The sequence below is a fragment of the Marinobacter sp. MIT932201 genome, from assembly GCF_047123295.1.
GTDB classification, from domain to species: domain Bacteria; phylum Pseudomonadota; class Gammaproteobacteria; order Pseudomonadales; family Oleiphilaceae; genus Marinobacter; species Marinobacter salsuginis.
This window is the reverse complement of record NZ_CP138917.1, coordinates 4,185,658-4,203,148: the sequence shown is the minus strand read 5'-3', so window position 1 is coordinate 4,203,148 and position 17,491 is coordinate 4,185,658. Positions and strand designations below refer to the sequence as shown.

The window sequence follows — 17,491 nt, the reverse complement described above, 5'->3', positions numbered from 1 at the left end:
CTCCACGGTTGGGGATCAGGCAATCAGACTGTTGATTGTTTTGATCAGGTCGTCTTCGTTAACCGGCTTGACCAGGTAACCCTTGGCGCCCTGGCGGGTGCCCCATACGCGATCAGTTTCCTGATCCTTGGTGGTTACGATGACCACCGGGATGGAGGCGGTTTCCGGTGCGCGGGTCAGTTGGCGGGTTGCCTGGAAGCCATTCAGGCCGGGCATAACCACATCCATCAGAACCAGATCCGGGGTTTCGGCACGGGCCTTGGCAACACCGTCGGCACCGTTATCGGCGGTCAGCACTTCGTGCTGGTGTTTTTCCAGGATCGTGGAAATTTTCTTAACCTCGGTAGGGGAATCGTCAACAATCAGAATGCGGGCCATGGTTTCCTCGAAAGTTCTTGGGGTCAGCAGGTTTACTGTTCCGCCTGTGGAACATACTGGCGGATGGTATTGAGTAGCTCATCCTTACTGAACGGCTTGGTCAGATACTGGTCCGAGCCGACGATCCGGCCCTTGGCCTTGTCGAACAGCCCGTCCTTGCTGGAGAGCATGATAACCGGCGTCTTTTTGAAGGAGGAATTGTTCTTGATAAGTGCGCAGGTCTGGTAGCCGTCCAGGCGGGGCATCATGATATCGACAAAAATGATGTCCGGCTGGGAATCGGCAATCTTTGCAAGAGCGTCAAAGCCGTCAGTCGCGGTGATGACCTCACAGCCGACCTTTTTCAGAAGGGTTTCTGCGGTGCGACGTATGGTTTTACTGTCGTCGATCACCATGATCTTCAAATTCTCGAAGTTGTCATCCATTGTCCAACTGCCTTGCGCTCAGCGACTGTCGTTATTTTAAAACGGGGGTTTTAACATAAACCTTAAGGTTCTTCTATAAACCCCGCTCATTTATAGATTATCAATGGCCGGATAAAAAGTATTAGTTTGTGACCAAATGTACTTCTGCCCGCAACGTCACGTAACTGACTGAGGATTTCTCCGGATGCATTTGCAGCTCGGGTACAATACCATCTGATTTCACAGCATAGCACTTAATGCCCGGTCCGCTCTGCAGACCGGTTCGTGTTTTTAACCCTCAGGACTGCAGGAACGCTCATGACCGTCAGACTCGGGATCGTGATGGATCCGATTGAAGATATCCACTTCAGGAAAGACAGCTCACTGGCCATGTTGCTGGCTGCCCAGAAACGTGGCTGGGAAATCGAATACATGGAGCTGCCGGATATGTATCTCGATGGTGGCACGGCCATGGCGCACACCCGCGACCTGACCGTCCACATGGATCCCGAGAACTGGTACAGCTTCGGGCCCAGCCAGGACCGGGCGCTGGGGGACCTGGATGTCATCCTGATGCGCAAGGATCCGCCGGTGGACCGTGAGTTCCTGATGGCCACCTATATATTGGAGGCGGCGGAGCAGCAGGGTGCCCTGGTGGTCAACCCGGCATCCACGCTTCGCGACTGCAACGAGAAACTGTTTGCCACGCAGTTTGAGGACCTGACGCCACCTCTGTTGGTCTCGCGTTCGGCAACCCGTTTCCGCGAGTTCTATGCCAAGCACGGCGATGTCATCATGAAGCCGGTGGATGGCATGGGCGGTCATTCGATCTTCAGGATCCGCGAAAACGATTTCAACCTCGGGGTCATTATCGAAACCCTCACCAACTATGGCACTCACCAGGCCATGGCCCAGAAGTACATTCCGGAAATCAGCGATGGTGACAAACGTATCCTGTTGATCGACGGTGAGCCGGTACCCTATTCCCTTGCGAGAATCCCATCCCAAGGGGAGAATCGGGGCAATCTTGCCGCCGGCGGCCGCGGCGAAGGTCGGGAACTGACCGCCCGGGATCGGGAGATCTGCGAGCGCGTTGCGCCGGTGATTAAAGAGAAGGGCCTCATATTTGTCGGCCTGGACGTGATCGGTGATTATCTTACCGAAATCAATGTCACCAGCCCGACCTGCATCCGGGAACTCGATGCCGCCTTCGGGATCGATATTGGTGGTCTGTTGATGGATGCAATCGCAAAACGCCTGGGCCAGGCTTAATCCGGTAGTGGTCACCGGGCAGGTTTAACGACAGGATCCGTATCAGGAATGGCAGTTCAGGTAAGCGACTTCGACCGGTTTTCCTTCACCCTTTTCATGGCGTTGGCAGTGCACGCCATTGTGGTGTTGGGTATCACCTTTGCGCCTGAGTCGCCCCGTTCCTCGGCTCAGACCATGGAGATCACCCTGTCCCAGTTCGACGACGAAGAAGCTCCCGAGAAAGCGGATTTTCTGGCCCAGACCAGTCAGAAGGGCAGCGGTACCCAGGAAGAGGTTCGGGAAATGACCACGCCCCAGCCGGCGGAGGTCAGTCAGCCTGAAGTGGCTCAGGTTCAGCCCGAGCCGCCGTCCCAGACCCAGCCGCAGCCGCGCCAGGAAAAACAGGTGGTGCAGACCGAGAGCGCGTCCAGTCAGAAGGTTCAGGCGCCTGAGGAACGCACCACGCCCGAAGAAGAGCCCCTGCCCGTGCGGGAGAAAAAGAGCCTGATGGAGCGTAGCCTTGAAATTGCCAGCCTGGAGGCCCGCTTCGATGCCCAGCAGCAGGCCTATGCCCGCAAACCCAGGGTGATGCGTGTTACCGCTGCCTCCACGCTCAAGTCTACCAACGCCTGGTATGTCCAGAACTGGGTCAGCAAGGTAACCCGGGTGGGCAACATCAATTACCCCACCGAGGCGCGCAATGCCGGAATCTATGGCACACTGAGGTTGCTGGTGTCGCTGAAGAAAGACGGCACCATTAAAGAGGTGGCTATCCTTCAGTCTTCCGGCAGCACCGTGCTGGATGATGCAGCAATACGCATTGTCAGGATGGCCGCGCCTTTTGCACCGTTTCCGGACGAAATGCGGAAAGAGGTGGATGAACTCGAAATCATACGTACCTGGTCCTTCCAGCGACGGGGGCTGACATCCGGATGACAGCATCAAAACACTCTCCCCACAGCTTGCGGCACCATTTTCTGGTTGCATCACCCTATCTCGCGGATCCCCGTTTCCATGGCGGCGTTATTTATATCTGTGAGCATTCCGACGACGGTGCTCTGGGCTTGATGATCAATCACCCGCTGGACATTCACCTGGGCGAGATTCTGGAACAACTGGACATGCCAGGGGGCGAACTGGATCTGCCGGTATTCAGCGGTGGTCCGGTGCAGCCGGAGCGGGGCTTTGTGCTGCATCCCCCCGGAACCAGTTGGCAGAATACGGCAAAGGTCACAGAAGATGTTCTGCTGACCACATCCCGCGACATACTGGCAGGGATTGGCCGTAGTGAGGGCCCCGAGGAATATCTGGTGGCCCTGGGCTACTCCGGTTGGAGCGAGGGGCAGCTGGAAGAGGAGCTGGGCAGTAACGCCTGGCTCACTTGCCCGGCCACCACGGAGATCCTGTTTCGTACCCCCTGGGAAGAACGTTACAAGGCCGTACTCAAACTGATCGGCATAGATCTCAACCAGCTCAGTGAATCGGTCGGCCATGCTTGAGACTACCAGTCGCCGGGTTATGGCGTTTGATTTTGGTACCCGCCGGATTGGCGTTGCCGTCGGCCAGGAATTGCTTGGGTCCGGCCAGCCAGTGGCGCTGGTTCCCGCTCGCGACGGTATTCCGGACTGGCAACAGATTGAATCCCTGCTTGAGGAGTGGCGCCCGGACCTGGTGGTGGTTGGCCTGCCTCTGAACATGGACGACACCGAAAACGATATGTGTGCCCGGGCGCGCAAGTTCGGCAAGCGCCTGCACGGGCGTTACCACGTGCCGGTCGAGATGGTGGACGAGCGGCTCACCAGCTTCGAAGCCAAGGGCGAAGTGATGGCCGCCGGGGGCAGTCGTGATTTTGGACGTCACGGAGTCGACGACCGGGCCGCGGTGCTGATCCTGGAAACCTTTTTTCAACAGTGAGGACCGAATGACGGCATTGCTTGATATTGATCAGTTGCTTGACCAGATGGAGTCAGGGCTGCGTCAGACGCTGGAGCAAAGGGGCGTGGAATCGCCGGTTCTGATCGGTATCCGTACCGGTGGCGTCTGGCTGGCGGATGTGCTCAGCAAGCGCCTGGGTATCGATGAGCCGTTCGGCGAACTGGACATTTCCTTCTACCGCGACGATTTCAGCCGCATTGGCCTGAATCCCCGGGTCAAACCCTCAAGCTTGCCCTTCGATACCGAGGGTCGGGACATCATCCTGATTGACGATGTCATCATGAGCGGCCGGACCATCCGCGCCGCGATGAATGAGATCTTCGATTATGGCCGCCCAGCCAGTATCATATTGGCCACCCTGATTGACCTCGGCGCCAGGGAACTGCCCATCCAGCCCGACGTGGCTGGCAAGACGATGGCGCTGGAATCCCATCAGCGAGTCAAACTGCGTGGCCCCGACCCGCTCCGCATCGAGCTCCAGGAAGCCGGACAATAAACCTCCGAATCAGATAACAGGCGACCCATGACCGCGAACGACTCTTCCCCGCACCACTTGCAGCTGACCCGGGATGGTCAGTTGCGGCACTTCCTTACTCTCGACGGCCTGGATCGCGCCTTGCTGACCGACATCCTCGACACGGCGGATTCCTTTATCGAGGTGGGGGAGCGCACCATCAAGAAAGTGCCGCTGCTCCGGGGCCGGACCGTGGTGAACCTGTTTTTTGAATCCAGTACCCGCACCCGCAGTACCTTTGAGCTGGCGGCCAAGCGACTGTCTGCGGATGTGCTTAACCTGGACATTAGTACCTCGGCCACCTCCAAGGGCGAATCCCTGTCTGACACGCTGCTCAATCTGGAAGCCATGGCCAGCGACATGTTCGTGGTCCGCCACTCCCAGAGTGGTGCGCCGCATTTTATCGCCGAGAGCGTGACCCCCGGCGTCGCCATTATCAACGCCGGTGATGGCCGTCACGCCCACCCGACCCAGGCCATGCTGGATATGTTGACGATCCGCCAGCACAAGGGACGGTTCGAGGGACTGAAAGTCGCTATCGTCGGAGACGTCCTGCACTCCCGGGTGGCCCGTTCCCAGATCAGGGCCCTCAACGAGCTGGGTGCCGAAGAGGTACGGGTCATTGCTCCCGGGACGCTGCTTCCCAAAGACGTGGAAAGTCTTGGCTGCACGGTTGAATACGATATGAACCGGGGCATGAGGGACCTGGATGTGGTGATCATGCTGCGGCTTCAGAAAGAGCGGATGGAAGGCGCTTTGCTGCCCAGCGAGCGGGAGTTTTACCGGCTGTACGGACTGAACCAGCAGAAACTGGCGCTGGCGCATCCGGAATGCATCGTCATGCATCCGGGGCCCATCAACCGCGGCGTTGAAATTGAGTCGGCGGTGGCCGACGGGCCGCAATCGGTGATTCTGAACCAGGTCACTAACGGCATTGCCATCCGGATGGCGGTCATGTCCATGGCCATGGGCGGTCAGGTCGCCGAGCGCCAGCAGAAACTGAGTGAGAGGGGCCAGGCATGAGCAGTGTCAATACATCCGGAAGCAGTCTGAAAATCACCGGAGGCCGCCTGTTCGATGGCCAGGGCGCAGAGCAGGAGAATACCGCACTGTTGATAAGGGATGGCCGTATTGTTGCGATGGGCGAAGCCGCCGCCCGGGAGACAGCCGACGAGACCATCAGCGCAGACAACGGCATAATCACACCGGGGTTTGTCGATCTTTGCTGTAATGTCCGTGAGCCGGGCAACGGTCAGAAAGGTAACATCGCTTCGGAGACCCTTGCCGCGGCCCACGGCGGATTTACCACCGTGTGCGCCTCGCCGGAAACCTCGCCGGTAAACGATTCCAGTGCCGTCACCCACCTGATCCGTGATGGTGCTGCCAGCCGTTCGCCCATCCGGGTTTTGCCCATTGGCGCTATCACCCGGGGCCTTGAGGGCGATCTGCTCAGTGATATGGCTGGCCTGGCCGCAGCCGGCTGTGTTGCCGTGGGTAATGGTTCCCGGGGCGTGCGCAATGCCCGCATATTGCGCCGGTGTATGGCCTACGCCCAGACGTTTGGTTTGACGGTGATGTTCAGCCCCGAGAACCAGGCCCTGGCCGCCGACGGCTACGCCCATGATGGCCTGGTGACCTCGCGTTTGGGCCTGCTTGGTATTCCGGAAGTGGCGGAAACCGCTGCGGTGATGGAGATGCTGTTACTGGCCGAGGAAACCGGGGTACGTTTGCACCTCAGCCAGCTCTCCTGCGGTCGCAGTGTTGAAATGCTGGCCGATGCCCGCCGCCGGGGTATTGCGGTCACCGCCGATGTGGCCATGCATCAGTTGGTGTTCACGGAGGAGGCGCTTGCCGGTTTTGACAGCCGCTTCCACGTCCGCCCGCCACTGCGTGGCGAGAGCGATCGCAAGGCGCTGATAGCCGGTGTCCGGGAAGGGGTAATTGATGCTATCGTCAGCCAGCATCAGCCTCATGATACCGCTGCAAAGCAGGCGCCCATGGCTGCTACCGAGCCGGGGCTGTCCAGCATCGAGAGCGTGCTGTCGCTGGGTCTGGAGCTGGTGGAAATGAATGAGCTGGCGTTGCCCGACCTGATCCGGGCTCTGACTGCCGGTCCGGCCTCCGTGCTTGGCCGGACTGCGCGTCTGGCGGAGGGCGAAGTCGCCGATATTTGCCTGTTCGATCCCGATGCCTTCTGGACGCCCAGCGCGAAAACACTGGTATCGGCAGGCCGTCACGCGCCGGTGACGGACCGCGAACTGCCAGGTGTGATCAGGCTCACCCTGAGTGAGGGTCGAAAGGCCTGGCCCCAGCCGGTGATCTGATCCCGGCGAACTGTCTGAAAGTGCGGCAGAGGTTGCGAAACCTCTGTCGACACCATCACAGAATCTCCCCCTGTTGCTGAAAAACCCTTGATGGCAGGCACCTGTGCCAACGTATTCTTGTAGCCGTCGCCCTATGGTCGACCAAGGAAAGCGTGGCCTGGCCGGTCCAGAAACCCAGACCGGCGCCCGACAATAATAACCAGGAGTCATCCCGTGAAATCAGCAAACTTCCCCCAGCGGGTAGCCATGGCGGCTGCCCTCTGTGCCAGTCTGGTCTTTCCCTCAATGGGCCAGGCGCAGGCACAGAATGAGCCTCTGGAACGCAGTTTTTGCGTTTTTGACCCGGTTGGTGCCAATGGCCCCCTGTTTGCCATCACCAAGACCTTTCAGCCGGTTGCCCTGAAAAATGGCATCAAGCTGGATCTTCGCGCCTATACCGATGAAAAGGTGGCTGCCGAGGACTTCAAGGCGGGGCAGTGCGATGCTGTTCTGCTCACCGGCACCCGTGCCCGGGAATTCAACAAGTTCACCGGCAGCCTTGAAGCCATGGGCGCCGTGCCTGGCGAAGAAGAAATGCGCCTGCTGTACAACACCCTGAGCCAGCCCAAGGCCCGGCCGTTTCTGATTGACGGCCCCTACGAAGTGGCCGGCGTGTTCCCTGGCGGCGCCATTTACCTTCACACCCGGGACCGCAGTATCGATTCGGTCGAAAAGCTTCAGGGCAAACGGATTGCCACCCTGGACTATGATCAGGCATCGGTCCGGATGGTTCGCCATGTCGGCGCCTCCGTGGTGGGGTCCAATTCCGCGAACTTTGCCGGTAAGTTCAATAACGGCAGCGTTGACCTGGCTTACGCCCCGGCCGTCGCCTATACCCCGCTGGAGTTATACAAGGGCGTCCAGCCCAACGGGGCCGTGGTCAAATATGCCCTGGGCTACATGAACTTCCAGGTGATCATCCACCGCGACCGGTTCCCCGATTCCGCCGGCCAGATGGTCCGGGACCAGGCGATCAAGCGCATTGATGAGGCGTATGAAATCATTGCCCAGGCAGAGGCGGAGATTCCTGAAGACGTGTGGATGGAGTTGCCGCGGGAAGATACCGCCGAATACGACAAGATGCTGCGCAAGGTGCGGCTGTCGTTACTGGAAGACGGTGTTTACGATGAGCGGGCCATCAAGCTGATGAAGGCGATTCGGTGCCGGGTAGATGCCACCCGTTCCGAGTGTGCCTCCGTCGCCGGTACCTGACACTGGAGTGAATCAGGCCCGCATGAGCGGGCCTGCGGCTGACTAGCGGATTTCGTCTTTCAGTGCCTTCCCGGCCTTGAAACCCACGGTTTTACTGGCCGGGATGCGAATGGTCTCGCCGGTTTGAGGGTTGCGTCCGTCCCGCGCCTTACGACTGCGGATATTGAAGGTGCCAAAGCCGATCAGGGTGACATCTTCGCCCCGGGAGGCAGCGGCCGACACCTGGTCGGTGAACGCGGTAATCACTTCGCTGGCCTTGTCCCGGGTGAGGCCGGTTCGGTCGGCAATGGCCGCGGCGAGTTCAGGTTTGCGCATCGGATACTCCTTTTATTGTATTTCTGCTGTTTCAGTCTCTGTCCTGGCCGGAATCACAACGATTCACGGTTGCTGCAATCTATAGTGGCTTCCGTCCCATTGTGCAAACCTCCGGGCGGCATCGGTGTGTTTAATTTAGCGTCATTTGCGGCATCGGTCGCATAAAAGCCGGGACTCCTGGGCCATAATGCCCACCTGGTTACAGTCTGTAACAAACCGGTTTATCCGACGGAGTCTGGCCCGCGGGATCGGCGCAGAACTGCATCAGAACAAAAACGCAAAAGGTGAAGAAGGTATGACCCATTTCCGGAATCCCTCCCAAAAGGCGCTTTTGACGGCGCGCCGTGTCCGAAATCTCGTGGCAGCGTTCACGGCCAGCGTGGTTCTGAGCGGCTGTAGTATGGTCAATCACATGATGTACAAGACCACCGGTGATGTGATGCAGGGCTTCTCGCGGAGTCACACGGTACCCTTCCTGATGGAGAGTAACGACCTGGCCATGGGGTGCGCCATGAGCGAGGCGACCGCGCCATTGTTGATGTCCTTTGGCCGAGTCACCAATGAGCCGGACCAGCTTGCGGTGATGCTCTACCTCTCTGCCGGCGGCTGTGCCGAGGAAGAGGCCCGGGAACATGAGCTTGCTGCCCTTGCGGCTCTGCACGCCATGAACGGGAATGCCGCTGAAGATGCCATGATCCGTCAGAAGCGGGCCCATACCCTCGCCGCGCAGCGCTATTACACGGCCTGGCAACACCACAATGCCCATTACGGAAATCCTGCAGATGGCGAATGCCCGGATTTCGATGACGACATGGATGAGTTTATCTACATGGCCGGCCTGCTTTCCGGTCTTCAGGCTCTCAACGCCCAGATTCAGTCCACCTCCTCCATCGGCGTGCCGGCAAACGTGGGTTCCATTGCTGCCCGTGCTACCAGCTGCCTTGATAACGAGAAATGGTGGGGTGCGCCCATGGCTCTGAGGGCAACGGTCTGGGCCATGATTCCCGGTGCCCAGCCAGACGGTGAGGATGCCTTTGAACGGCTGGCCATTGCCGACGAACAGGGTAAAGCTGCGGGCGTTCGCCTGCCTCATGTTTTCCATGCTATCGCGGCCCTGAACAAGGGGGACGAGGCGATGGTTCGGGAGGTAATCAGGGAACACGCAGAATCCGTCGAGAATACTCCGTCCAACGATGACTGGCGATTCGTGGATGCGATGGCCACCGATATGATCGTCGCGGTGTCTGATCGTTTGTGGGTTGAGAATACCGGGCACCGCACGCCTATGGGTCAGCTCGGTACCTTCTGGGATGACCAGCAGGAAGAGGTTGAAACCATGGATCTGGACGATCTGCTGTAATCACTTCCTACCCAGAGTAATCAGTTATGTCGAAGGGCGGTTTTCATCGGAGCGGGCTGGAGTGGTTTTCATCGCTACCGGCCTGTCTGCTGTTGCTTGCGGTGGTCATCTTCTCCACAAGCAGTGATATCCATAACCAGATGTTGCGCGGAGGCGAGCAGCTCTGGAGTGGCTACTACAAGTTGCGGATGGACCCGGTTCAACCGACCTGTGACCCAAACCGTGATATTGAGGCAGCGGTCGCGGCGGAAATGGCCGCCGATGATTCCGCGGACGACCCCATGGCAGCGTTGCTGGGGGCCGAGGAGAAAGATCCGGACGATGTCCGAATCGCCATCGAACGGGCGGTTGCGGATTGCCGTGAGGCCCACCGAAATTTTGAGAACCTCAGGGACCAACTGACACCGGGAGTGAAAGCCTATCGGGCCGTTGAACTCTTTATTGCCGACCTGATTGCCTTTGGTCTGGAGTCCCAGCGCTTCATTCTGGTCATCCTGGTCATGTTGTGTGCGGTAACAGCCACCCTGACCCGGCATCATATCGCCATGCGCGCCATGGAGACACGGCTGGACTACACCGTCTCTCATACCCTGCAAACCATTGCCAACGCCATGTTGCTGGGCTCGAGTGCGATCTTCCGACAATCCAGCCTTGGCTCGGACACGGCGGTCTCATCGGAAGAACTGTTGCTGCACAATTTCTGGATTATCGGTTTCGCCTGCCTGACCCTGGCCAGCCTGTACCGGCTGTTCCGGGTTCCCGATGACCTTCAGGAGGGCGGCAGCCTGAACAAGGCTTTCCTGGCTGTTCCCCTGTATACCGTGATGTGCCTGATCTCTGGCACCTATTTCGCTCTGATCGGACACGCCTCCGGGATTGGTATCTATCTCGGCAAGATGATGGAACTGTCCGACATGTTCCTGAATGTCGGCCTGTACGTCTGGGTGGGCATGATGCTGAAGCAGACCCGTCTTGCCACCCTGGTGTTCAATGTCTTCCGGCCCTGGCGCATGCCGCCGGAAATGCTGGCGGTTGTAGCAGTTCTGGTTGCCGCCGTGCCCACGGCCTACACCGGAGCGTCCGGCATCTTTGTGATCGCGGCGGGCGCGGTTATCTATAGCGAGCTGCGCGCGGCCGGTGCCCGACGGCATCTGGCTCTGGCAGCCACCGCCATGTCCGGCTCGCTGGGCGTGGTGTTGCGGCCCTGTCTGCTGGTGGTGGTCATCGCCTACCTGAACCGGGAAGTCACCACCGACGAACTGTTCGGCTGGGGGATCTGGGTATTTGTGCTCACTGCCACCATGTTTGCGATTGTGGCCCTGAGCGTGAATCGCCAGAGCCAGTTCAACCTGGCGCCCTCTGCCGAGGCCTTCCCGGCCATGACCCAGGCGCTCAAACCTTTGATTCCCTATGTCCTGGTAATTGCTGCCGTGGTCCTGTTCTACCGTCTGGCACTGGATGTGGGGATGGACGAATTCTCGGCGCCAAGACTGTTGCCGGTGATCATGCTGGCCATCCTTGTCTATGAGCATGTCAGCCTGAAAAACCGGAAGGGCAAAGCCTCTGGGGAGATCAACCATCAGGGGCTCGAACGAAGTCTCCGTGGTGCCACCAACGACACAACGGCGGAAATTGGCGCATTACTGCTGTTGCTCGGTCTGTCGGTCAGTATCGGTGGGGTAATCGAGCGGGCGCACCTGATGGAGGCTTTCCCGCAATCGTTTGAAAGTGCCTGGTCGGCCATGCTGTTGATGGTGGTGATTCTGGTGATTTTGGGCATGATCATGGACGCGTTCGGTGCCGTGATCCTGGTGACAGCCACCGTTGCCACGATTGCCTACTCCAGCGGCATACACCCCATCCATTTCTGGATGGTGACCCTGGTGGCCTTTGAACTGGGCTACCTGAGTCCGCCGGTCGCCCTGAACCATCTGTTGACCCGCCAGGTAGTCGGAGAGGCAGAGGTGCTCGCGGCGCAACAGGAAACGGGGACCTTCTACCAGCGCCACGAGCGTATCATTATGCCGCTGATTGCCATGGGGATTTCGCTGTTGCTGGTGGCCTTTGTGCCACTTATATTCTACGCCTGATTACAGCATGCGGGGTGGCCGTTAGCGGTTGCCCCACATCTTCGATACGGCGACATCCGAGCCCAGCGCCCCCACAACCAGGCATGTCCCGCCAACGCCAAGAAACACCAGTGCGGGAATCAGCGCGCCGACCTTGCCGGTGTATACCAGTGCACCGATAGACACCGTCGCCAGAACGAGGAACAGGACACCCACGAGTTTAAGTACGGTGCGATGCGAATCCTTGTAGCTGGGCCCAACCTGTCCGGATTCCAGTGGTTTGAGAATAAACGAGAAAAGCTGGCGCAGACGCTGTTTCATGAAGCCGTTTCCTTGAATGTGTTGCCCCATCATACAAAAAAAGCGCCGTGCTTTCGCAGGGCGCTTTTTTACGTTCAGGAATCGACTTAGCTCAGCTTCGGGCCGGCCTCGACGATGGAATCCGCCACGTCGAACTTCTTGAAGTTTTCGACGAACTGCGCGATCAGTTCCTGGGCCTTGCCATCGTAGTAGTCCGGGCTCACCCAGGTGTTGCGCGGGTTCAGCAGCTCGGTATCCACGCCTGGCACATGCTTGGGCACATCCAGGTTCAGGGTTGGCAGGTGCTCGGTTTCGACATCGTCCAGGTCACCGTTCTGGATCGCGGCGATGATGGCGCGGGTGGTCGGAATGCTGAAACGCTGTCCTTCGCCGTAAGGACCACCGGTCCAGCCGGTGTTAACCAGGAAGACCTTGCTGCCAAACTCGTCCATGCGCTTCATCAGCAGCTCGGCGTAAACGCCGGCCGGGCGCGGGAAAAAGGGCGCACCAAAGCAGGTGGAGAAGGTGGACTTCAGCTTCGAGGAAGAACCCATCTCGGTGGAGCCAACCAGTGCGGTGTAGCCACTCAGGAAGTGATAAGCGGCACCTTCGCGGCTGAGGATGGACACAGGTGGCAGCACGCCAGTCATGTCGCAGGTCAGGAATACGATGTGAGAGGGCTCTCCGGCACGGTTCTCGAGCACGCGCTTTTCAACGTGGTCCAGCGGGTAGGCGCAACGGGAGTTTTCGGTCAGCGATACATCGGTGTAATCTGGCTCGCGGGTTTCCGGGTCGATCACCACGTTTTCGACAATGGCGCCAAAACGGATGGCATCCCAGATGATCGGCTCGTTCTTGCGGGACAGATCGATGCACTTGGCGTAGCAACCGCCCTCGACGTTGAACACGGTGCCCGGGCCCCAGCCATGCTCGTCATCGCCGATCAGGTAGCGGTGCGGATCGGCAGAGAGAGTGGTCTTGCCGGTGCCGGAAAGACCGAAGAACAGGCAGGTCTCGCCGTCTTCACCCACGTTCGCGGAACAGTGCATGGGCAGCACGTCCTTCTCTGGCAGCAGGAAGTTCTGCACCGAGAACATGGCCTTCTTCATTTCACCGGCGTAGTGCATGCCGGCCAGCAGAACCTTGCGCTTGGCAAAGTTGATCATCACGCAGCCATTGCTGTTGGTGCCGTCGCGCTCGGGCACGCACTCGAAGTTGGCGGCGTTCAGGATCTGCCACTCCTGCTTGTCGGCCGGGTTATAGCTTTCCGGTCGGATAAACAGGTTGCGGCCGAACAGGTTCTGCCACGCGGTCTCGGTGGTCATTTTGACCGGCAGGTAGTGCTCGGGGTCGGAGCCGACATGAACGTGAGACACGAACTGGTCTTTTTCGGCGATGTAGGCTTCAACACGGTCCCAGAGGGCGTCGAACTTTTCGGCGTCGAAAGGACGGTTGATCGGACCCCAGTGGATATCGTCCGAGGTGCTGGGCTCCTCGACAATATAGCGGTCCATGGGAGACCGGCCTGTACGGTCACCGGTCTTTACAACCAGGGAACCGTTGGATGCCAGCTGGCCTTCTTCACGTGCCAGTGCAACCTCAACCAGTCGTGCTGTACTCAGATCATTATAAGTGCTGCTCACTTCGACCTCGCCCTCGGGATGTCTTAGTGATTGCTCAGGCCGCCCCCCAAAATTGACGGAAATCTGAGCAATCGGGTCAATTCAGGCGCGCTATTATGCCAGAGACGCCGGTAAAAAACGACTGCCCTGAACCCCTTGCTATCAGCGGTTTCCCGGCCAATCGAACGTGCTTCTAGTGTAGCGTATGACCGGTGAAAAGATGATCAATATCATTTCTATCGAAGCGATAGTGAGCGTGGCAAAACTGGCAGTCCATCTCGATGGATCCCTGTTCTTCCAGAATGCTGTAGCATTCTTCGCGGCCAATGGCCTCCAGGGCGCCGAGGGTGCGCTCCCTTGAGCAGCTGCAGCGGAAGGCGACCGGTTCGGCGTCGAACAATCGAACGGTTTCCTCGTGGAACAGTCGATGGAGCAGGGTTTCACTATCCAGTTCCAGCAACTCGGCGGCTTCCACGGTCCGCGCCAGGTGGTTAACCCGATCCCAGAGATCTTCGTCTTCCTCGGAGGCGCCCGGCAGGCGCTGGAGCATCAGGCCAGCGGCGCCGTTTTCATCGGCAAAAAGGAACAGGCTGGTGGGAATCTGTTCCGAGCGTTCGAAGTATTCCTCCAGGCAGCCGCCAAGTGTCTCTTGATCCCGGGGCACGACGCCCTGGTAGCGATTACCCCGGTTCGGCGTAATGGTAATGGCCATCCGGCCTTCACCGAGCAGATTATGAAAACTGTCTTCGCTGACGGCGTGCTCGTCAAAACGGGCCAGACCACGGATGTGCCGGTCGTGGCTGCATTCTGCCATCAGAGTGCGTAACGGGCCTTCTCCCTGCGCCTGAACGGACAGCGTGCCCTCAAATTTCAGGGTGCTGCTCATCAGGATGCTCGCCACCAGGGCTTCGCCGAGGAGCTCGCGGACCGTGTCCGGATAGGGCGCCTGGCTGCCGATTTCCTGGTAGCTGTCGGCCAGCCGCACCCAGGCTCCCCGCACCTGGCTGTGTTCAAAAATAAAGCGCTGGAACTGGTCGCGGGATGCCATGTTGTCTCTCCTGAATGCTGAATGCCGGTCGTTGCAAGTTGACTGAGGGCGGGGGTGTTAAAAAGTGTTCAGAGGCCGTTCTGTTCGCGGAAGCGCTGGATATCCCTTCGGTCTTTCTTTGAAGGGCGTCTGGCCGGAGGGAGTTGCGCTGCCTGCATAGTTTTTCGTTGCCAGGCCATTTCTTCGCGTTTCTTGGCGCTCTCTTCCGTCTCGTGGTAGAGCTTCTGGGCTTCGGGCGCGCCACGGCGGCGGTCGCTGATGTCATCGACAATGACAACCTTCTCCTGCCAACCCAGACGCAGCGTGAGTTTCGCGCCGGCTTCCACCAGCTTGCCGGGTTTGCAGCGCTGGCTGTTGTAGTGGACCTTGCCTCCTTCGATCGCTTCCTTGGCCAGGGAGCGGGTTTTGTAGAAGCGGGCGGCCCAGAGCCATTTATCCAGTCTTACCCTTTGGTCGTCAGCAGTTGATGCCGTCATGTCTCCTCACCTGATGGGCTTATACGCCAATTATAACCCTGTCATCGGCCGGATGGCAGGGGTGACCGCTGGCGAAGGGCCGGGAGAACTTCGTCGAAGTGATGGATGCAGGGGATTTCCGGGTGCCGTTGGCGGGCCTCCTGCTGACTGTCCGGCGCCAGTACCGCAAGGCACTGGGCAATGCCGGCTGCCAGGGCACTTTCCAATACCGGGAAACTGTCGTCGACCATCAGGGTGCTGTCGGCCTCATAGGGCGTTACCTTCTGGAGATCCTGCCAGAATGATGGGTCTTCCTTGGGCTTGCCTAGCTGATGGCTGGAGACTATGGCATCCACCCGTGTGTCCAGGCCGGTTCGTTTCAGCTTCAGGGCCAGAGGGTCGGGGTGACAGTTGGTGACAATCACCGAGTGAAGCCCGGATTGCCTCAGGGCATCGAGAAAATCCGTTACGTGAGGACGGTATCCGATCCGGTCGCCCACCTCTGCTTTCAGCCCGGTAATGTCCAGGGACAGGCGCTCGCTCCAGTAATCGGTGCAATACCAGTTCAGTGAGCCGCGCTCGGCCATGATCATCGGGATCAGTCTGTCTTTCGCTTCCTGGGGATGAAGGTCATAGTGCTGGGCGTACCTGGCCGGCAGGTGCTCGAGCCAGAAGTGGTTATCGAAATGCAGATCCAGCAGTGTCCCGTCCATATCCAGGAACACGGTGTTAAGCGAGGACCAGTCAACCATAAACAAAAACAGCCTGAAGAATTTGCTTCAGGCTGCCGCAGTTCTCTCGTCGGGGCAAGCCGTGATAGTACGGAGGCGCGCCCGATGGAGTCGGATCAGTTGCTGGTCTGTACCGTTTCGGGTTTCTTGCCGGTGCGGGTACATCCCAGGCAGCGCACGAATGTCGCCTTGGCAGGCCCCATGACCAGAACCTCACCGGCTTCGTCGGCGTTGCCGCCCAGCAGGGAGAAGGGCAGGGATACCAGGTAGACAGCGCCGCCCACAATGGTGGTTGCCAGCAGGGCCGGACGAACAAAAATCGCATCGCCGGTCATGGCCAGCGCTGACGGGGTTTCATCCACGGCCTGGGCGTGTCCGAGAGAAGAGAATGCCATCAGGCAGGCCGCCACAGTGGCCACCAGAGTGCGTGAAATCTTGCGGGTCATCGTACTGTCTCCTGAGCTTTTTGGCCCTAAATACCGCCCCATTGTATACCTTGGGCGTAAATCCTCTGTTAACTATGAATCATATTTGCGTATTTTCAAACGATTTTTCGTTGCTGAATGTGCCTTCTCGTAAGCGTTCAGCGCTGGCAACGTGGGCAGTAAACAGTGGATCGGTTGTTCATTCGGATTTCTTTCAACGTCGTCCCGCACTCTTTGCAGGGCTGTCCGCCGCGACCGTAGACCAACAAAGATTGGGCAAAGTAGCCGGGCTTGCCGTCGCTGTTCACAAAGTCCCGCAGGGTGGTTCCGCCCATCAGGATAGCGGCACTGAGCGTTTCCCGGATGGCTTCGGCCAGCCTGTGATAGCGGTCGAGGCTGATTCTTCCTGCTTTTCGGCGGGGATGGATGCCGGATTTGAACAGGGCTTCATTGGCGTAGATGTTGCCTGCGCCAACCACGACCTGATTATCCATGATGAAAGACTTGACTGGCGTGTTCTTGCCGCGGGAGAGGCGGAACAGGTGCGCACCATTGAATTCGGGAGCCAGGGGTTCGGGGCCGAGATGGCTGATCAGCGGGTGCTCTTCGGCAGAGTCGGCCCAGAGCCAGCAGCCAAACCTTCGGGGATCATTGAATCGCAGGATTACCCCGGATTGTAATGCCAGATCGATATGATCATGGGTCAGCGGTGGTGTGTTGTCGGTGATGATGCGCAGGCTGCCCGACATGCCGAGGTGAACAATGACCGTGCCCTGCATCATATTAAGGAACAAATATTTGGCACGCCGATCAACATTCTCTATGCGCTGGCCTTCCAGGCGTTCTGCCAGATCGGCAGGAACAGGCCAGCGCAGGCTGCCATTGCGCACGGTAACCCGGGTGATGGTCTCGCCCTCGCAATAGGGTGCAATGCCGCGACGGGTGGTTTCTACTTCTGGCAATTCTGGCACGGACGGGAATCTCCGGTGGAAAACGCATAAGTGTAATCAGTAACAATTTTGCATCCAAATGCTGTTGTTGTGGCTTACAGCTGTAAGCTAAAGTGGCTGAGTTGGCCATCGGCCAAAGATAATGATTTTGAGGATTAG

20 protein-coding genes are annotated in these 17,491 nt (G+C 58.7%); 10 read left to right on the top strand and 10 right to left on the bottom strand.

Annotation, left to right across the window (positions count from 1 at the left end; genetic code table 11):
- Positions 1–15: 15 nt before the first annotated feature.
- Together pilH and pilG are read right to left on the bottom strand one after the other, a co-directional pair.
- Positions 16–378 carry a twitching motility response regulator PilH gene (pilH, locus tag SIC15_RS19310; protein WP_008939836.1) on the bottom strand — a complete coding sequence of 121 codons (363 nt, stop codon included), beginning with the start codon at positions 376–378 and terminating at the stop codon, positions 16–18.
- A gap of 32 nt (positions 379–410) precedes the next feature.
- Positions 411–803 carry a twitching motility response regulator PilG gene (pilG, locus tag SIC15_RS19305; protein ID WP_008175635.1) on the bottom strand — a complete coding sequence of 131 codons (393 nt, stop codon included), beginning with the start codon at positions 801–803 and terminating at the stop codon, positions 411–413.
- A gap of 297 nt (positions 804–1,100) precedes the next feature.
- Here pilG and gshB point away from each other — a divergent pair, with 297 nt between their 5' ends.
- The 8 genes from gshB (at position 1,101) to SIC15_RS19265 (ending at position 8,057) form a co-directional block, all read left to right on the top strand.
- Positions 1,101–2,054, top strand: coding sequence for a glutathione synthase (gene gshB / locus SIC15_RS19300; protein WP_412536720.1), 954 nt, complete (start codon positions 1,101–1,103; stop codon positions 2,052–2,054).
- A 48-nt stretch (positions 2,055–2,102) separates the two neighbouring features.
- A complete protein-coding gene (locus tag SIC15_RS19295; RefSeq protein ID WP_069182278.1) occupies positions 2,103–2,969 on the top strand; it encodes an energy transducer TonB in 867 nt (288 codons plus the stop codon).
- Positions 2,966–3,532, top strand: a complete 567-nt coding sequence (locus SIC15_RS19290; protein WP_069182277.1) for a YqgE/AlgH family protein — start codon at positions 2,966–2,968, stop codon at positions 3,530–3,532. The genes SIC15_RS19295 and SIC15_RS19290 overlap by 4 nt, the downstream gene beginning before the upstream one ends.
- Positions 3,525–3,947, top strand: coding sequence for a Holliday junction resolvase RuvX (gene ruvX, locus SIC15_RS19285; RefSeq protein WP_412536719.1), 423 nt, complete (start codon positions 3,525–3,527; stop codon positions 3,945–3,947). The genes SIC15_RS19290 and ruvX overlap by 8 nt, the downstream gene beginning before the upstream one ends.
- A 7-nt stretch (positions 3,948–3,954) precedes the next feature.
- Positions 3,955–4,464, top strand: coding sequence for a bifunctional pyr operon transcriptional regulator/uracil phosphoribosyltransferase PyrR (gene pyrR, locus SIC15_RS19280; RefSeq protein ID WP_136630896.1), 510 nt, complete (start codon positions 3,955–3,957; stop codon positions 4,462–4,464).
- Between the two features lie 27 nt (positions 4,465–4,491).
- Positions 4,492–5,505, top strand: coding sequence for an aspartate carbamoyltransferase catalytic subunit (locus tag SIC15_RS19275; protein WP_069182274.1), 1,014 nt, complete (start codon positions 4,492–4,494; stop codon positions 5,503–5,505).
- Positions 5,502–6,806, top strand: a complete 1,305-nt coding sequence (locus tag SIC15_RS19270; RefSeq protein ID WP_069182273.1) for a dihydroorotase — start codon at positions 5,502–5,504, stop codon at positions 6,804–6,806. The genes SIC15_RS19275 and SIC15_RS19270 overlap by 4 nt, the downstream gene beginning before the upstream one ends.
- A 285-nt stretch (positions 6,807–7,091) precedes the next feature.
- On the top strand, positions 7,092–8,057 hold the full coding sequence (locus SIC15_RS19265) for a putative solute-binding protein (RefSeq protein WP_370686081.1): 966 nt from the start codon (positions 7,092–7,094) through the stop codon (positions 8,055–8,057).
- 42 nt (positions 8,058–8,099) lie between these two features.
- On the opposite strand, the gene SIC15_RS19260 is transcribed toward SIC15_RS19265, so the two are convergent.
- Positions 8,100–8,372 (bottom strand): HU family DNA-binding protein, encoded by a 273-nt coding sequence (locus tag SIC15_RS19260; protein WP_412536718.1) that lies wholly within the window; start codon positions 8,370–8,372, stop codon positions 8,100–8,102.
- 295 nt (positions 8,373–8,667) lie between these two features.
- On the opposite strand from SIC15_RS19260, the gene SIC15_RS19255 reads away from it, so the two are divergent.
- On the top strand, positions 8,668–9,732 hold the full coding sequence (locus SIC15_RS19255) for a hypothetical protein (protein ID WP_412537637.1): 1,065 nt from the start codon (positions 8,668–8,670) through the stop codon (positions 9,730–9,732).
- Positions 9,733–9,758: 26 nt separating this feature from the next.
- Positions 9,759–11,822: a TRAP transporter large permease subunit gene (locus SIC15_RS19250; protein WP_412536717.1), complete on the top strand. Its 2,064-nt coding sequence runs from the start codon at positions 9,759–9,761 to the stop codon at positions 11,820–11,822.
- A 21-nt stretch (positions 11,823–11,843) separates the two neighbouring features.
- Here SIC15_RS19250 and SIC15_RS19245 read toward each other — a convergent pair whose 3' ends face one another.
- The 7 genes from SIC15_RS19245 to mutM form a co-directional block, all read right to left on the bottom strand.
- A complete protein-coding gene (locus SIC15_RS19245; protein ID WP_136630892.1) occupies positions 11,844–12,122 on the bottom strand; it encodes a hypothetical protein in 279 nt (92 codons plus the stop codon).
- Positions 12,123–12,208: 86 nt separating this feature from the next.
- Positions 12,209–13,744 (bottom strand): phosphoenolpyruvate carboxykinase, encoded by a 1,536-nt coding sequence (locus SIC15_RS19240; protein ID WP_069182268.1) that lies wholly within the window; start codon positions 13,742–13,744, stop codon positions 12,209–12,211.
- Between the two features lie 172 nt (positions 13,745–13,916).
- The gene (gene hslO / locus SIC15_RS19235; RefSeq protein ID WP_069182267.1) at positions 13,917–14,771 is read right to left on the bottom strand and encodes an Hsp33 family molecular chaperone HslO; all 855 of its coding nucleotides are present in this window, start codon (positions 14,769–14,771) and stop codon (positions 13,917–13,919) included.
- A 68-nt stretch (positions 14,772–14,839) separates the two neighbouring features.
- Positions 14,840–15,247, bottom strand: a complete 408-nt coding sequence (hslR, locus tag SIC15_RS19230) for a ribosome-associated heat shock protein Hsp15 (RefSeq protein ID WP_136630890.1) — start codon at positions 15,245–15,247, stop codon at positions 14,840–14,842.
- A 41-nt stretch (positions 15,248–15,288) separates the two neighbouring features.
- Positions 15,289–15,978, bottom strand: coding sequence for a GMP/IMP nucleotidase (gene yrfG, locus SIC15_RS19225; protein ID WP_412536716.1), 690 nt, complete (start codon positions 15,976–15,978; stop codon positions 15,289–15,291).
- 95 nt (positions 15,979–16,073) lie between these two features.
- Positions 16,074–16,403 (bottom strand): hypothetical protein, encoded by a 330-nt coding sequence (locus tag SIC15_RS19220; protein WP_069182264.1) that lies wholly within the window; start codon positions 16,401–16,403, stop codon positions 16,074–16,076.
- A 137-nt stretch (positions 16,404–16,540) separates the two neighbouring features.
- On the bottom strand, positions 16,541–17,353 hold the full coding sequence (mutM, locus tag SIC15_RS19215) for a bifunctional DNA-formamidopyrimidine glycosylase/DNA-(apurinic or apyrimidinic site) lyase (protein ID WP_412536715.1): 813 nt from the start codon (positions 17,351–17,353) through the stop codon (positions 16,541–16,543).
- Positions 17,354–17,491 lie beyond the last annotated feature (138 nt).

Bases quoted from the DNA above. Each gene is read 5' to 3' on its own strand.
- SIC15_RS19220 (WP_069182264.1), bottom strand. From the start codon at position 16,403: ATGACCCGCAAGATTTCACGCACTCTGGTGGCCACTGTGGCGGCCTGC.
- SIC15_RS19250 (WP_412536717.1), top strand. From the start codon at position 9,759: ATGTCGAAGGGCGGTTTTCATCGGAGCGGGCTGGAGTGGTTTTCATCG.
- SIC15_RS19275 (WP_069182274.1), top strand. From the start codon at position 4,492: ATGACCGCGAACGACTCTTCCCCGCACCACTTGCAGCTGACCCGGGAT.
- SIC15_RS19295 (WP_069182278.1), top strand. From the start codon at position 2,103: ATGGCAGTTCAGGTAAGCGACTTCGACCGGTTTTCCTTCACCCTTTTC.
- ruvX (WP_412536719.1), top strand. From the start codon at position 3,525: ATGCTTGAGACTACCAGTCGCCGGGTTATGGCGTTTGATTTTGGTACC.
- yrfG (WP_412536716.1), bottom strand. From the start codon at position 15,978: ATGGTTGACTGGTCCTCGCTTAACACCGTGTTCCTGGATATGGACGGG.
- hslR (WP_136630890.1), bottom strand. From the start codon at position 15,247: ATGACGGCATCAACTGCTGACGACCAAAGGGTAAGACTGGATAAATGG.
- SIC15_RS19270 (WP_069182273.1), top strand. From the start codon at position 5,502: ATGAGCAGTGTCAATACATCCGGAAGCAGTCTGAAAATCACCGGAGGC.
- SIC15_RS19255 (WP_412537637.1), top strand. From the start codon at position 8,668: ATGACCCATTTCCGGAATCCCTCCCAAAAGGCGCTTTTGACGGCGCGC.
- SIC15_RS19290 (WP_069182277.1), top strand. From the start codon at position 2,966: ATGACAGCATCAAAACACTCTCCCCACAGCTTGCGGCACCATTTTCTG.
- pyrR (WP_136630896.1), top strand. From the start codon at position 3,955: ATGACGGCATTGCTTGATATTGATCAGTTGCTTGACCAGATGGAGTCA.
- pilH (WP_008939836.1), bottom strand. From the start codon at position 378: ATGGCCCGCATTCTGATTGTTGACGATTCCCCTACCGAGGTTAAGAAA.
- gshB (WP_412536720.1), top strand. From the start codon at position 1,101: ATGACCGTCAGACTCGGGATCGTGATGGATCCGATTGAAGATATCCAC.
- SIC15_RS19260 (WP_412536718.1), bottom strand. From the start codon at position 8,372: ATGCGCAAACCTGAACTCGCCGCGGCCATTGCCGACCGAACCGGCCTC.
- SIC15_RS19265 (WP_370686081.1), top strand. From the start codon at position 7,092: ATGGGCCAGGCGCAGGCACAGAATGAGCCTCTGGAACGCAGTTTTTGC.
- SIC15_RS19245 (WP_136630892.1), bottom strand. From the start codon at position 12,122: ATGAAACAGCGTCTGCGCCAGCTTTTCTCGTTTATTCTCAAACCACTG.
- pilG (WP_008175635.1), bottom strand. From the start codon at position 803: ATGGATGACAACTTCGAGAATTTGAAGATCATGGTGATCGACGACAGT.
- hslO (WP_069182267.1), bottom strand. From the start codon at position 14,771: ATGGCATCCCGCGACCAGTTCCAGCGCTTTATTTTTGAACACAGCCAG.